We start from the raw sequence: 14,374 nt of genomic DNA, 5'->3' as shown, positions 1-14,374 counted from the left end.
CCGAGCCACCCGCAGCAGCACGCCACGCCACCACCAGGCCCGACGCCCCCGGCACCCACGCCGACACCGACACCGACGCCGACACCACAGGAGCCCACAGTGCGGGCCGTACCCGCACCCGGAGAGCACACCCGGACCGCCCTGGCCTCCCAGGCGCTCCAGGCCTCCCCGGCGCAGCCGGAGCAGCCGCTCGCCCTGTTCCCCGGCCGCCCGGCCGCCACCCCGCGCACCCTGATCGACGTCCTGGACGCCACCGTGCGGGCCCACCCCGACGAACCCGCCCTGGACGACGGCCGCGCCGTGCTCAGCTACCGCGCGCTGGCCGCCGAGGTCGAACAGCTGCGCCGCCGCCTCGCCGCTGCCGGGATCGGCCCGGGCGACCGGGTCGGCGTCCGCGTGCCCTCCGGCACCAACGACCTGTACGTCTCGATCCTCGCCGTGCTCGCCGCCGGGGCCGCCTACGTCCCGGTGGACGCCGAGGACCCGGACGAGCGGGCCGAGCTGGTCTTCGGCGAGGCCGCCGTCGCCGCCGTGCTCGGCGCCGACCGCGCCCTGGCCGTCCCCGTGGAGCGCGCCCCCGCCCTGGAGCGCCGCCCCACCCCGGCCGACGACGCGTGGATCATCTTCACCTCCGGCTCGACCGGCAAGCCCAAGGGCGTGGCCGTCACCCACCACAACGCGGCCGCCTTCGTGGACGCCGAGGCCGCGCTCTTCCTCCAGGAGGAGCCGATCGGCCCCGGCGACCGGGTGATGGCCGGCCTCTCGGTGGCCTTCGACGCCTCCTGCGAGGAGATGTGGCTGGCCTGGCGGCACGGCGCCTGCCTGGTGCCGGTCCCCCGCTCCCAGGTCCGCAGCGGCGCCGACCTGGGCCCCTGGCTGGCCGAGCAGGAGATCACCGTGGTCTCCACCGTCCCGACCCTGGCCGCGCTGTGGCCGGCCGAGGCGCTCAACGAGGTCCGGCTGCTGATCTTCGGCGGCGAGGCCTGCCCGCCCGAGCTGGTGCAGCGCCTGGTCACCGAGGGCCGCGAGGTGTGGAACACCTACGGCCCCACCGAGGCCACCGTGGTCGCCTGCGCCGCCCTGCTGACCGGCGAGGGCCCGGTGCGCATCGGCCTGCCGCTGGACGGCTGGGACCTCGCCGTGGTCGACGAGGCCGGCCTGCCGGTGGCCGCCGGCGGCACCGGACAGCTGGTGATCGGCGGCGTGGGCCTGGCCCGCTACCTCGACCCCGAGAAGGACGCCGAGAAGTACGCGCCGCTGCCCTCGCTGGGCTGGGAACGCGCCTACCGCAGCGGCGACCTCGTCCAGGCCGACCCGGCCGGCCTGCTGTTCCTCGGCCGCACCGACGAGCAGATCAAGCTGGGCGGCCGCCGGATCGAGCTCGGCGAGGTCGACGCGGCCCTCCAGGCGCTGCCCGGCGTGGCGGGCGCGGCGGCGGCCGTCCGGACCGCGCGCGGCGGCAACCAGCTGCTGGTCGGCTACCTGGTGGTCCAGGACGGCTTCGACCGCGAGCAGGCCGTCGAGCGGCTGCGCGCCGAACTGCCCGCCGCCCTCGTCCCGCTGCTGGCCACGGTCGAGACCCTGCCCACCCGGACCTCCGGCAAGGTCGACCGGGCCGCCCTGCCCTGGCCGCTGCCCGAGCTGGAGACCGCCGGGCCGGCCGAGCAGCTGTACGGCACCGAGGCCTGGCTGGCCGAGCAGTGGTCGGAGATCCTCGGTGTCCGGGTCACCGGCCCGCGCGACGACTTCTTCGCGATCGGCGGCGGCAGTCTGGCCGCCGCCCGGCTGACCACCCTGCTGCGCACCCGCTACCCGAGCGCGGCCGTGCTAGACATCTACCAGCACCCGACGCTGCGCAAGCTCGCCCGGCACCTGGAGCGCACCGCCGGCGAGAGCGGCGAGGCCCGCACCGTCACCCTGGTGCCGACCAGGGCCAAGCTGCTCCAGCTGCTCCTGCTGATCCCGCTGTTCACCGTGGTCGGCCTGCGCTGGACGGTCGCCCTGCTGGCCGCCGGAAACCTGCTCGGCCACCTCGGCGACTTCCCGTGGGCGCCCACCGCCTCCGGGTGGTGGGTCGGCGCGGGCGCGCTCGCGCTGTACACCCCGCCGGGCCGGCTGGCGATCGCGGCGGGCGGCGCCCGGCTGCTGCTGCGCGGCCTGCGCCCGGGCAGCCACCCGCGCGGCGGCTCCGTCCACCTGCGGCTGTGGACCGCCGAGCGGCTCACCGAGCTGAGCGGCGCGGACTCGCTGTCCGGCGCCTGGCTGGTGCGCTACGCCCGGGCGCTGGGCGCCAAGGTCGGGCCCGAGGTGGACCTCCATTCGCTGCCGCCGGTCACCGGCATGCTGAAGCTCGGCCGCGGCTGCGCGGTCGAGGCCGAGGTGGACCTGTGCGGCTACTGGCTGGACGGCGACCGGCTGCTGGTCGGCCCGGTCAAGATCGGCTCCGGTGCCGTGGTCGGCACCCGTTCGACGCTGCTGCCCGGTGCCCGGGTCGGCAAGCGCGCCCAGGTGGCGGCCGGCTCCAGCGTCACCGGCCAGGTGCCGACCGGCCAGCGCTGGGGCGGCGCGCCCGCCGTCAAGCTGGGCCGTGCCGAACGCGGCTGGCCCAAGGAACGCCCGGCCCGCCGGGCCCGCTGGGCCTCGCTGTACGGCGCCAGCGGTGCCGTGCTCGGCCTGCTCCCGGCACTGCCCGCGCTCGCCGCGCTGGCCGTGCTGTCCCGGTTCGTCGAGCAGGGACAGGACCTCGGCCCGGCCCTCGGCGGCGCGCTGCTCGGCCTGGTCCCCGCGACCCTGGCGTTCGGCGCGGTGTACGCGGCGCAGCTGGTGGCCCTGGTCCGACTGCTGAGCATCGGTCTGGTGCCCGGGACGCACCCGCTGCACGGCCGGGTCGGCTGGCAGGCGTGGACCGTCACCCAGCTGATGGACCGGGCCCGCGAGGTGCTGTTCCCGCTCTACGCCGGGCTGATCACACCGCTGTGGCTGCGCGCCCTCGGGATGCGGGTCGGCCGCCACGCGGAGGTGTCCACGGTGCTGGCGCTGCCCAGCCTGACCACGGTCGGCGACGGCGCGTTCCTGGCCGACGACACCCTGATGGCCCCGTACGAGCTGGGCGGCGGCTGGGTGCGGCTCGGTGAGGCGAAGGTCGGCGAGCGGGCGTTCCTCGGGAACTCGGGGATGACCGCGCCGGGCCGCTCGGTGCCCAAGCGCGGCCTGGTGGGTGTGCTGTCGGCGACCCCGGCGAAGGCGAAGAAGGGCGGTTCGTACCTGGGCATGCCCCCGATGCGGCTGCCGCGCTCGGCGGACCGGGCCGACCAGAGCCTGACCTACGAGCCGCCGACCCGGCTGCTGTGGGCGCGCGGGCTGGTGGAGCTCGGCCGGCTGGTGCCGGTGCTGGCCTCGGCGGCACTGGGCCTGCTGACCGCGGCGGCGCTGTGCCGGCTGGCGGCCGGCTCGCCGCTGACCGCCGCGCTGCTGTCGGGCGTGGTGCTGCTGGCCGCCGGTGTGGTGGCCTGCGTGGTCTCGGTGGCCGCGAAGTGGCTGCTGGTGGGGCGGTTCCGGGCGGTGGAGCACCCGCTGTGGAGCGGCTTCGTGTGGCGCAACGAGCTGGCGGACACCTTCGTGGAGATGCTGGCGGTGCCGTGGCTGGTCGGCGCGGTGCCGGGCACACCGGTGCTCAACCTGTGGCTGCGCTCGCTGGGCGCGCACGTCGGCCACGGCGTCTGGTGCGAGAGCTACTGGCTGCCGGAGGCGGACCTGGTCACGCTCGGCGACGGCGTCACCGTCAACCGGGGCTGCGTGGTGCAGACGCACCTCTTCCACGACCGGATCATGCGGATGGATACTGTGGTCCTCCGCGAGGGCGCCACGCTGGGCCCGGGCGGCATCGTGCTGCCCGGCAGCACGGTGGGCGCGCGCAGCACGCTGGGCCCGGCCTCGCTGGTGATGCGCGCCGAGTCCGTCCCCGCCGACACGCGGTGGCTGGGCAACCCGATCGAGGCGTGGCAGACCACGTCGTGACCACCTCCCCGACCCCCCGTCCCGGCCCGCAGGAAGCGCACGCCCCGTGAAGTCCAAGCACGCCCCCGCGGCCGCCGGTGCCCCGGACCCGTACTTCCCGAACAGCGGCGACCACCGCTACCGGGTGCACCGCTACGAGCTGGCGCTGGACTACCGGCCCGGTCCCAACAGGCTGGCCGGCTCGGCCAGGCTGAGCGCGGTGGCGGACGCGGCGCTGGCGGAGTTCGCGCTCGACCTGGCCGAGTTCCGGATCGGCCGGGTGCTGGTCGACGGCCGGGCCGCCCGCTACACCCACCGGTCCGGCAAGCTGCGGATCCGTCCGGCCAGGGCGCTGGCGCCGGGCGCGGCGTTCACCGTCGAGGTGCACTACACCGGCAACCCGCGCCCGGTGCGCAGTCCGTGGGGCGGCCTGGGCTGGGAGGAGCTGACCGAGGGCGCGCTGGTGGCGAGCCAGCCGGTCGGAGCGCCGTCCTGGTTCCCGTGCAACGACCGGCCCGCCGACAAGGCGACCTACCAGCTGGCCGTGACCACGCCGTCCCCGTTCACCGTGGTCGCGAGCGGCCGGCTGCTGACCCGCACGACCAAGGCGTCCAGCACCACCTGGGTGTACGAGCAGAGCGCGCCGACCCCGACGTACCTGGTGACGGTGTCGATCGGGCACTACCGGCCGGTGCCGCTGGCGGTGCGGCCGGCGGTGCCGCAGTCCGGGTACGTGCCGGAGCGCCTGGCCGACGCGTTCGCCCGGGACTTCGCCCGGCAGCCGGAGATGGCGGCGTACTTCGGCGAGGTCTTCGGGCCGTACCCGTTCGGCGAGTACGCGGTGGTGGTCGCGGACGAGGAGCTGGACGTCCCGGTGGAGGCGCAGGGCGTCGCCACCTTCGGCACCAACCACCTCGGCGGCGGCTGGGAGCGCGAGCGGCTGATCGCCCACGAGCTGGCCCACCAGTGGTTCGGCAACAGCGTCACGATCGCCGACTGGCGGCACATCTGGCTCAACGAGGGCTTCGCCAAGTACGCGGAGTGGCTCTGGTCCGAGCACTCCGGCGGTCCGGGCGCGGCGGTGCACGCCGCGGCGGCGCACCGGCTGCTGGCCGGGTTGCCGCAGGACCTGCGGCTCGGCGATCCGGGCCGGAAGCTGATGTTCGACGACCGGCTGTACCAGCGCGGCGGGCTGGTGGTGCACGCGCTGCGGCGCACGCTCGGTGAGGACGCGTTCTTCGCGATGCTGCGGGACTGGACCGGCGCCAACCGGCACGGCGTGGTCTCCACCGCCGACCTGCGCGCGCACGCCGCGCGGTTCACCACCGTCCCGCTCGGCCCGCTCTTCGAGGCCTGGCTGGAGCTGCCGGAGCTGCCGCCGCTGCCGGAGTGAGCACGGCGGCGGGAACGGCGGTCCGCCCGCTGCCCGCCGGCTTCTCCGACGGGCCCTGTCCGTCGGCTTGTCCGTCGGCTTGTCCGACGGGCCTCGCTCGACCAGGGCCTTATTCGGTCGGCCCCGGACCAGGGCTGGGCTACTGTGCGTACCCATGCCGATGAGTCCAGAAGCCCACATGACCGACCTGCCCAACGAGCTGCTGCCGACCACCCGCCGGGCCCTGCTGCACCGGCTCGCCGTCGCCCAGGCCGAGGGCCGCACGCCGTCGATGGTCGCCGGAGTGGTGCGCGACGGGCAGCCGGTGTGGAGCGGCGCCCGCAGCATGGTCGACGGGCACGCGCCGACCCCGGACGTCCAGTACCGGATCGGCTCGCTCACCAAGACCTTCGTCGCCGTGCTGGTGCTCCGGCTGCGCGACGAGGGATTGCTCGACCTCGCCGACCCCCTCTCCCGCCACCTGCCCGGCACCCCCGCCGACGATGCGACGATCGCCCAGCTGCTCGCGCACTCCGCCGGCCTGGCCGCCGAGACCCCCGCCCCGTGGTGGGAGCGGACCGAGGGCTCGCTGCGGCCCGATCTCGACGACCTCCTGGAGGCCGAGCGTCCGCTGGTGCACCCGGCCGGCCGGGTGCACCACTACTCCAACCCCGGCTACGCGCTGCTCGGCGCACTGGTGGCCCGGCTGCGCGGCGAGCCGTGGGGCGAGGTCCTGCGCCGCGAGGTGCTCGCCCCGCTCGGCATGGACCGCACCACGCTGCTGCCCGAGCACCCGCACGCCGGGGGCTTCGCGGTCCACCCGTGGGCCGACGTCATGCTTCCCGAACCGCTCACCGACACCGGCCTGATGGGCCCGGCCGGCCAGCTCTGGTCCACCGGCGCCGACCTGGCCCACTGGGCGGCCTTCCTCGCGGCCGGCGACGACAAGGTGCTGTCCGCCGCCACCCTCGCCGAGATGCGCCGACCGGCCGTGGCCCCGGACGACGGCGAGTGGACGAGCGGCTACGGCCTCGGCCTGCAACTGCGCCGCCACGAGGGCCGGTTGCTCTTCGGACACACCGGCTCGATGCCCGGCTTCACCGCGGGCCTGTGGATCAGCGAGGCCGACGGCCTCGCCGCGTACGCCCTCTCCAACGCCACCAGCGGCGGCAGCGCCGCGTCGCTCGCCGCCCAGTTGATCGCGCTCACCGCCGAGCTCGAACCGCGGTTGCCCGAACCGTGGCGCCCGCTCGCCGAGGCGGTGGACCCGGAGCTGCCGGAGATCACCGGCCCCTGGTACTGGGGCGCCGCGCCGGCCGCCCTGCGGCTGCGGCCCGGCCGGGTCCTGGAGCTCGCCCCGCTCACCGGCGTCGGCCGGGGCTCGTGCTTCCGGCCCGAACCGGACGGCACCTGGACCGGCGTGGCGAACTACTACGCGGGCGAGACCCTGCGGGTGGTCCGCCACCCCGACGGCACGGTCAGCCACCTCGACATCGGTTCCTTCGTCTACACCCGCGAACCGTACGGTCCGACCGGCGCCGTCCCGGGCGGGGTCGACCCGGAGGGCTGGCGGTCGTTCTGATCGCACGTCACGGGGCGCCACGGCGCCGCGACGCGCGACGGCGTTCCGCGGAGGCGACGGCACCCTGAGGACGCCACGGCATCCCTGGGGCGCGACGCCGGGAACACGCGCGGGCGACGACAAGGGCGCACGGCCTGGGAGCGGGCGTGCGCCCCCCGAAGGGCAGGGGCGTACGGTACGGCCGTACGCCCCTGCGGCCCGTGTTGTCCACCCCCGGCGGACGAGCGGCGGGTGCCGGACACGTGTCCGGCACGCCACGGGTGGTCCCATTCAACAGGTGCACATCTGCGCTCCCCCGGGCCGCAACATGAATGCCAACCGGCTCGGAGAGACATACGGGGACCGGTTCGCGTCCTTGCCCAACCGCCTGCGGACCGGGACGGTGCCCTGGTGATCCACGGCACCGCCGATCGTGCTGCCCTGGAGGGTCTGCCATGACCACCGTCCCCACGTACGCTCCGTCCGCAGTCGCCCCCACCCCCGACGCCCCGGCGGTCCCCGCGCCCCGCCCCCAGCCCGCCGAGCCGACCGCCTACACCGTCTCCCTCGCACGCGACGAGGACGACGTGCGGGCCGCCCAGCGCTTGCGCCACCAGGTCTTCGGTGCCGAGCTCGGCGCCGTCCTGCACAGCCCGGTCGCGGGCCTGGACGTCGACCCCTTCGACGAGTACTGCGACCACCTGCTGGTCCGCGAGGGCGAGGACGGCGCCGTCGTCGGGACCTACCGGCTGCTGCGCCCCGAGGCCGCCCGCCGGGCCGGTCGGTCGTACTCCGACGGCGAGTTCGACCTCTCCGCACTGGCGCCGGTCCGCCCCGGCCTGGTCGAACTCGGGCGCTCCTGCATCCACCCGGACCACCGGGGCAACGGCGCCGTCATCAACCTGATGTGGGGCGGGATCGCGCGCTACCTGGCGGACACCGGCAACACCTGGGTCGGCGGCTGCTGCTCGATCGAGCTGACGGACGGCGGCGCCACCGCGGCCCGGGTCTGGGACGCCGTCAGCGCCAAGCACCTGGCCCCCGCGGAGTACCGGGTCACCCCGCACCGCCGCTGGGACGCCACCGGGGTGCCGCGCGCCGAGCGTGGCCCGCTGCCGGCCCTGCTCCGCGGCTACCTCCGGCTGGGCGCCTGGGTCTGCGGCGAGCCCGCGTACGATCCGGACTTCGACTGCGCCGACCTGTACGTGCTGCTGTCCCTGGAGCGCACCGACCCGCGCTACCTGCGGCACTTCCTGTCCGGGGTGCCCGCCTCGGGCACCCCCGGCTCCTCGTCGTGAGCGTCTGGCTGCCGACGGCGACCTGCCGGCCCGAGACCTGCCTGGCCGAACCCGCGCCGGAGGTCTCCCACCCCCGGCGGGCGCTGCGGCTGACCGGCTGTCTGGCGGCGGTGCTGGCCGGGGTGGTGCTCGGCGTACCGGTCCGGCTGTTCCCGTACGACGCCCGGATCCGGCTGGTCCGGCTCTGGGCCCGGGTGGTGCTCCACACCCTGGGGGTGACCGTCCACCTCACCCGGCCGCGCGAGCCGGCGCGCGAGCCGGCGCGCGAGGCGAACGGCGGGACGGACGGCGGGAGGGACGGCGGAACGGGCATCGGGGTGTACGGCGGGGTGCTCGTGGTGGCCAACCACGTGTCCTGGCTGGACATACCGCTGCTCGCCGCCGGCTGCCCGGGCCGCTCACTGGCCAAGACCGAGGTCCGGCGGTGGCCGGTGCTCGGCCCGCTGGCCGCCTGGTGCGGCACCGTCTTCCTGGACCGCGACCGGCTGCGCACCCTGCCGGACACCGTGGCGGCGGTGTCCGAGGTGCTGCGCTCCGGTCAGCCGGTGATCGTGTTCCCGGAGGGATCCACCTGGTGCGGGCGGGAGAGCGGCCGGTTCCGGCCCGCGCTGTTCCAGGCGGCGGTGGACGCGGGTGCCGACGTCCAGCCGGTGACCATCCGCTACCGGCTGGCGGACGGGCGGCCGACCAGCGTGCCCGCCTTCATCGGGGACGACGGGCTGCTCACCTCGCTCGCCCGGGTGGTCGCTGCCCGGGGGCTGGTCGCCGACGTGACCTTCCTGCCGCCGATCCCACCGCCCGGCCCGCGGCCCGACCGCGCGGGTGCCCGGCGTGAGCTGGCTCGCCGGGCGCAGGCGGCGATCGAAGGCATCCGCTGACGGACGGGCCGACGGTGCGGCAGACGCGGGGCCAGGCGGAGAACCAGCGCCCGGCCGGGCGCTGGTTCGGGCGACCGGTCAGACGGAGCGGGCCCCGGCCGGCTCCGCCGGGCGCGGAGGGGCGGCCTCCGGCGGGGCGATCGGGCGCGCCCGGCCGAGCAGGACGGCGACCAGGACCGCGGTGACCGCGAGCACGAGCGCCCCGCAGCGCACGGCGAGGTGGATGCCGTCGACGAAGGCGCCGTCCACCGCCTCCTGGAGCGGAGCGGGCAGGACCCCGGCCGCGCCGCCACCGCCGTGCCCGGCACCGGTTGGCGCGTCGGCGACGGGACCGACGGCGTCCGACGGGACGCCGAGCCGGTGCAGCGCCGAGGTCAGCTCGCTGGTCATCCGGTTGGTCAGGACGGCGCCGAGCACCGCGATCCCGAGCACACCGCCGAGCTCGCGCAGGGTGTTGACGGTCGCCGACGCCATGCCGGTCTGCGCCGGGGCCACCCTCTGGAGCACCGCGACCGAGACCGGGGTGAAGGTCAGTCCCATCCCGAAGCCCATCGCGACCAGCGTCCAGAGGTACTCCGGGTAGTGGGCGCGGTCTCCGTAGAGGGACAAGCCACCGAGGCCGAGCGCGCACAGTGCCAGGCCGAACACCATCGGCGGCCGGGGGCCGTACCGGGCGGCGAGCCGGCCGGACAGCGGGCCGGCGATCACCAGCATCGCGGTCATCGGCAGTCCGCCGTACCCGGCGCCGGACGGGGACCAGCCGAGCACGCCCTGCATCATCAACGGCAGGAAGAACAGCGCTCCGAACATCCCGAAGCTCACCATGAATCCGCTGAGCAGCGCGCCGCTCAACGCGCCGTCACGGAACAGCCGCAGCTCCAGCATCGGCTCGGCCAGCCGGAGTTCGAGCAGCAGGAAGCCGGCCAGCAGGGCCAGGGCGGCGACGCCGCAGCCGACCACCCGGGGATCGGTCCAGCCCCGTGCCGGGCCTTCGATCAGGGCGTAGACCAGGAGGCCGAGGCCCGCCGCCGAGAGCACGAACCCGCCGAAGTCGATCCGCCGGGCTCGCGGCGGGATCTCCGGCAGGACCTTGGCGGCGAGCACCACTCCGGCCACGCCGATCGGCACGTTGATCCAGAACACGCTCGCCCAGCCGAGGTGCTCGACCATCGGGCCGCCGATCACCGGACCGATGGAGAGGCCGATCGCGGACACCCCGGACCACACGCCGATGGCCTTGGCCCGCTCACGCTCGCCGGTGAAGACGTGCCCCAGCAGGGTCAGGCTCCCGGGGGTGAGCAACGCGGCTCCGACCCCCTGGACCATCCGGGCCGCGACGAGGACCCCGATCGTTCCGGCGAGCGCGGCCAGCGCCGAGCCGACCGTGAACAGGCCCAGACCCAGCACGAACATCCGGGTACGACCGTGGCGGTCGCCCAACGCGCCACCGGTCAGGACGAGTGCGGCGTAGACCAGGCTGTAGCCCTCCGCGACCCACTGGAGGCCGCTGATCCCGGCGTCCAGCTCCTGCCCGATGCGGGGCAGGGCGACGTTGACGATGACGTTGTCCAACATGGCCATGAACATGGCGATACAGAGCGTCAACAGCGCCAGCCGTTTCCGGCGCGTGCTCGACTCCCCCATGGAGATTCCTCCCGACCGCTCGCCCCTAACGGTGTTAGGGCTCGATGTGACACGCACAGAGTGCCCCTAACACCGTTAGATCGCAAGCTCATATCCGCGACCGGGGGTCCGTCCCCGGAGCGGGTCGTGGCACTGTTGGTCCACCGGACTGTTGATCCGCCACACTGTTGATCCGCGAACCGCACCGGTCCGCCCCACCGCTGGAGGCCTCCGCACCGCCATGCCGGAGAACGACGACGCGACCCCCGCCCTGACCCGGGAGGCCCTCACCCAGGCCGCGCTGCGCGTACTGGAACGGGACGGCCTGGACGGGCTGTCGATGCGCAAGGTCGCCGCCGAGGTCGGCGTCAAGGCCGCCTCCCTGTACTGGCACGTCCGCAACAAGCAGGAGCTGCTCGACCTGCTCAGCGACGCTCTCCTGGCGACGGCCGAACCCCCGCCGCGCCAGGGCGACTGGCGATCGGAACTGCACGAGTACTGCTCCCGCTACCGGCGGCTGCTACTCGACAACCGCGACGCCGCGAAGGTCGTCGCCGGCCGCCTCGCCCCCGGGCCGTGCCTGCTCAACCTGATGGAGGACCAGCTCGACCGGCTCCGCTCCGCCGGGTTCTCCGACGCCGACACGGCCATGATCAGTTACCTGCTGGGCGCCTTCGTCCAGGGCTTCGTGCTCCAGGAGCAGTCACCGATCTCGGCCGCCGAAGTGCTCGGCACCAGCCGTCGGGAGATCGCCGACGCCGCCGGGGACGTCTTCCGCGGTCTGCCGACGGACGCCTACCCCAACCTCGCGGCCCTGGCCGACCACCTCACCGGGCCCGACATGGACACCCGCTTCGAGTTCGGCCTGCAACGGATCCTCGACGGCCTCGCGGCCCTGCTGCCACCGGATCGGCGCTGACCCGGCCCGGACCACTCCCACGGCCGCCCCCGACCTGCGGCAACGCCCCGACCCCCAGGTACGATCACCGCCGGGGCAAGGACCGGCAGAGCACGAGGTGGGGGCATGGCCGAGGACCGGACAGCGGAGGAGCCGACCGGCCATCAGCCCGGGGATCCGACACCTGTCCCCGGCGGGCAGATCAGCCTGGCGGAGGGTGCCGCCCGGAAGACGATGGGCTGCCTCAGCGAGCTGGTCTTCGAATTCGTCGGCGGAATCGCGCTCCTCGTCCTGACCACGGCCTCGCTGGCGGGAGCCTTCGTCCTCGCGCAGGTGCTGTACGCGGCCAGCCCCGCGGGTGCCTGCGCCCTCGCGGCCCTCGGCGCACTCGGGCTCGTCCACGGCATCCGCCACCGGCGGAAGCCCGAGGAGCAGCGCACCAGGATCGGGCGGATCACCGCCTCGGTGACCGGCGCGCTCGGTGTCTGGCTGATCCTCTGCGTCGGGTTCGCCTCCTTCGACACCGCCTTCGGCCTCGACCTCGGGATCTGACCCCGGGGTGGGCTCGCCGGAACCAGCCGGCGCGCCGCAGGACGAGCTCACGGATGACCGAGCTGCTCGACAGCATCGACGAGCCGGCCCGGCGGGCAGCCGCCACCGCCCGGCAGGTGGGGCCGAGGCCTGACCGGACGCCCGGTCGGCGGTCGTGTCGACGAGGCCGCCACACCGGGAGCGCCCGGACGAGGGTGGCGGTTCCGGCCGCGATCGAGTGCTCCGCCTGAGCCTGAGCGTCCTCGGACCGCGAAGTCGGCTGGGCCGTTCCGATGAATGGTCCAGACCGAGGAAGACCTCCGAAAGCCCTACCATTACGACACATGATCGCCTACACCCCAGCCGCCTTGTTCTTCCTGCTGTTCGGAATCGGGGTACTGCGCGACCGCCGCCAGTTCAGCAACGCCGTCCTGCTCGGCATCGCCGTCTGCCTCCTCGCGCTCCCCGTGCTCGCCGAACTCAGCAAGGCGCCCAACCTGGTGGTGGAGATGGTGGCCGTGGCCGTCATCCTGCTGCCCGCCTTCGGCACGGGGGCCCTGGTCTGGTTCCTGCTCGCCAACGGCCTGACCATGATCCGCAAGGAGGGCCGACGGCCGGCCAACCTGCTGTCACTGCTCGCCGGGCTGGGCATCCTCGGGGTCATCGGGCTGCTGATCGCCGCCATGGTCTTCCACTCGCGGCTGCTGGCCGCCCTGGCCGGTACCGCCGTCCTGGTGGTCGGCTACATCTCCTTCCTGTTCGCCTGCTTCGTCGGCTACGCCTTCCTGTACAGCCGCCACCGGCCGCGTAAGAACGTGGACTTCGTGGTCGTGCTCGGCTCCGGGCTGATCGGCGGCGAGCGCGTTCCGCCGCTGCTGGCCAGCCGGCTGAACCGGGGCCGCGAGGTGTACGAGAAGCAGGCCGCGCGCGGCAACCCGCCGGTGCTGATCACCTCCGGCGGCCAGGGACCGGACGAGAAGCTGCCGGAGTCCCACGCGATGGCCGACTACCTGATCGAGCGCGGATTCCCCGCGGAGCACATCGAGCGGGAGGACCGCTCGCGCACCACCGAGGAGAACCTCCTCTTCAGCAAGGCCATCATGGAGCAGGCCAAGCCCGACTACCGCTGCGTCGTGGTCACCAACAACTTCCACGCCTTCCGGGCCGCGCTGCTCGCCCGCCAGACCGGCGTCAACGGACACGTCTTCGGCTCGCCCACCGCCCGCTACTACTGGCCGAGCGCGACCATCCGCGAGTTCGCCGCGATCTTCCTTTCGCACAAGCTGGTCAACTTCGGCATCTGCGGCTTCATCGCCCTCTGCGGCGCGATCGCAGCCCTCTGAACCGCCCCGAGCCCCGGCCACCGCGCCGGGGCCCGGGATTCCCCGGGCGAGCCCCGTCGAGCCCCGGTCGCCGCGACGGAAGCGACGGCCGGGGCTCGCCCGTTCCGGTACGGACGCGACCGCTGCTACCGGCGATGTCGGCCCCGGGCGATGCCGCCCCCGGGCGGGGCGTCAGACCGCCGGGCGGGGCGTCAGGATGGCGCAGGTCGTGGTGGCGTGCGCGTAGAGCTTGCCGTTCTCCGCACCGGTCACCCTGGCCTCGGCGGTCGCCATCGTCCGGCCCAGGTGCAGCACCACACCCTCGCAGCGCACCGGCCCCGAGTCGGCGAACAGCGGGCGCAGCATGTGGACGTTGAGCTGGGTGGTCGTGTAACCCACCCCGGCCGGCAGCCTGCTCAGCACGGCGCAGCCGAGCGCCGAGTCGAGAAGGGTGGCCAGGTAGCCGCCGTGCACGGTGTTCATCGGGTTGTGGAGGTGGTCTCCGGGCTCGCCCACGAACACCGCCGTTCCGGCCTTCACCTCCGTCAGGTGGAAGCCCATGGTGCTACAGATCGAGGGCTCCGGGATTCGCCCGGCGATCCACTCCAGCAGGATCTCCTCTCCGGTCAGCTGGGCGTACTCGGCGATCGGCGGGCCGGGCGTCCAGGTGTGGGTGCGAAAGCGCTGTTCCGGAGTGCTCGTGGGCGGCCGGCCATCGGCGAACTCATCGGTGGTCATGAGGTCAACCTGCCCGTTCCGCTCGCGCGCTTCAAGTGCGTTCCCGCGTACGGCAGGTCCGGCGGGTACGGCCTCCGGTGGAGCACGCCACCCACGGCGCCGCCGGGCCATGGCGGCCCGCGACATGCCCTGACGGTGGACCCCGGATGACCACCAC

Annotated in this window: 10 protein-coding genes; 8 read left to right on the top strand and 2 right to left on the bottom strand. The window is 74.6% G+C overall.

From position 1 onward, the window contains the following. Positions 1-141 precede the first annotated feature (141 nt). From ACZ55U_RS09190 to ACZ55U_RS09170, 5 genes are all read left to right on the top strand, one after another. Positions 142-4,017: a Pls/PosA family non-ribosomal peptide synthetase gene (locus ACZ55U_RS09190; RefSeq protein WP_465524313.1), complete on the top strand. Its 3,876-nt coding sequence runs from the start codon at positions 142-144 to the stop codon at positions 4,015-4,017. A gap of 46 nt (positions 4,018-4,063) precedes the next feature. After that, entirely contained in the window at positions 4,064-5,389 is a 1,326-nt protein-coding gene (locus ACZ55U_RS09185) for a M1 family metallopeptidase (RefSeq protein ID WP_465524071.1), read from the top strand. A gap of 178 nt (positions 5,390-5,567) precedes the next feature. After that, positions 5,568-6,950: a serine hydrolase domain-containing protein gene (locus ACZ55U_RS09180; RefSeq protein ID WP_465524069.1), complete on the top strand. Its 1,383-nt coding sequence runs from the start codon at positions 5,568-5,570 to the stop codon at positions 6,948-6,950. Positions 6,951-7,384: 434 nt separating this feature from the next. Continuing rightward, positions 7,385-8,227, top strand: a complete 843-nt coding sequence (locus ACZ55U_RS09175; RefSeq protein ID WP_465524067.1) for a GNAT family N-acyltransferase — start codon at positions 7,385-7,387, stop codon at positions 8,225-8,227. Then, positions 8,224-9,105, top strand: coding sequence for a lysophospholipid acyltransferase family protein (locus ACZ55U_RS09170; RefSeq protein WP_465524065.1), 882 nt, complete (start codon positions 8,224-8,226; stop codon positions 9,103-9,105). The genes ACZ55U_RS09175 and ACZ55U_RS09170 overlap by 4 nt, the downstream gene beginning before the upstream one ends. 78 nt (positions 9,106-9,183) lie before the next feature. Here ACZ55U_RS09170 and ACZ55U_RS09165 read toward each other — a convergent pair whose 3' ends face one another. Further along, positions 9,184-10,686 carry an MFS transporter gene (locus ACZ55U_RS09165; RefSeq protein ID WP_465524063.1) on the bottom strand — a complete coding sequence of 501 codons (1,503 nt, stop codon included), beginning with the start codon at positions 10,684-10,686 and terminating at the stop codon, positions 9,184-9,186. Between the two features lie 283 nt (positions 10,687-10,969). On the opposite strand from ACZ55U_RS09165, the gene ACZ55U_RS09160 reads away from it, so the two are divergent. The 3 genes from ACZ55U_RS09160 (at position 10,970) to ACZ55U_RS09150 (ending at position 13,500) form a co-directional block, all read left to right on the top strand. Then, on the top strand, positions 10,970-11,647 hold the full coding sequence (locus ACZ55U_RS09160; RefSeq protein WP_465524061.1) for a TetR/AcrR family transcriptional regulator: 678 nt from the start codon (positions 10,970-10,972) through the stop codon (positions 11,645-11,647). A gap of 105 nt (positions 11,648-11,752) precedes the next feature. Then, positions 11,753-12,178 (top strand): hypothetical protein, encoded by a 426-nt coding sequence (locus ACZ55U_RS09155; protein ID WP_465524059.1) that lies wholly within the window; start codon positions 11,753-11,755, stop codon positions 12,176-12,178. Between the two features lie 323 nt (positions 12,179-12,501). Next, positions 12,502-13,500 carry a YdcF family protein gene (locus ACZ55U_RS09150; protein WP_465524057.1) on the top strand — a complete coding sequence of 333 codons (999 nt, stop codon included), beginning with the start codon at positions 12,502-12,504 and terminating at the stop codon, positions 13,498-13,500. A 171-nt stretch (positions 13,501-13,671) separates the two neighbouring features. Here ACZ55U_RS09150 and ACZ55U_RS09145 read toward each other — a convergent pair whose 3' ends face one another. Next, positions 13,672-14,217: a PaaI family thioesterase gene (locus ACZ55U_RS09145; RefSeq protein ID WP_465524055.1), complete on the bottom strand. Its 546-nt coding sequence runs from the start codon at positions 14,215-14,217 to the stop codon at positions 13,672-13,674. Between the last annotated feature and the right edge of the window lie 157 nt (positions 14,218-14,374).

The sequence above is a fragment of the Kitasatospora sp. NPDC034533 genome, assembly GCF_055575155.1.
This window is presented reverse-complemented; position numbering and strand designations above follow the sequence as displayed.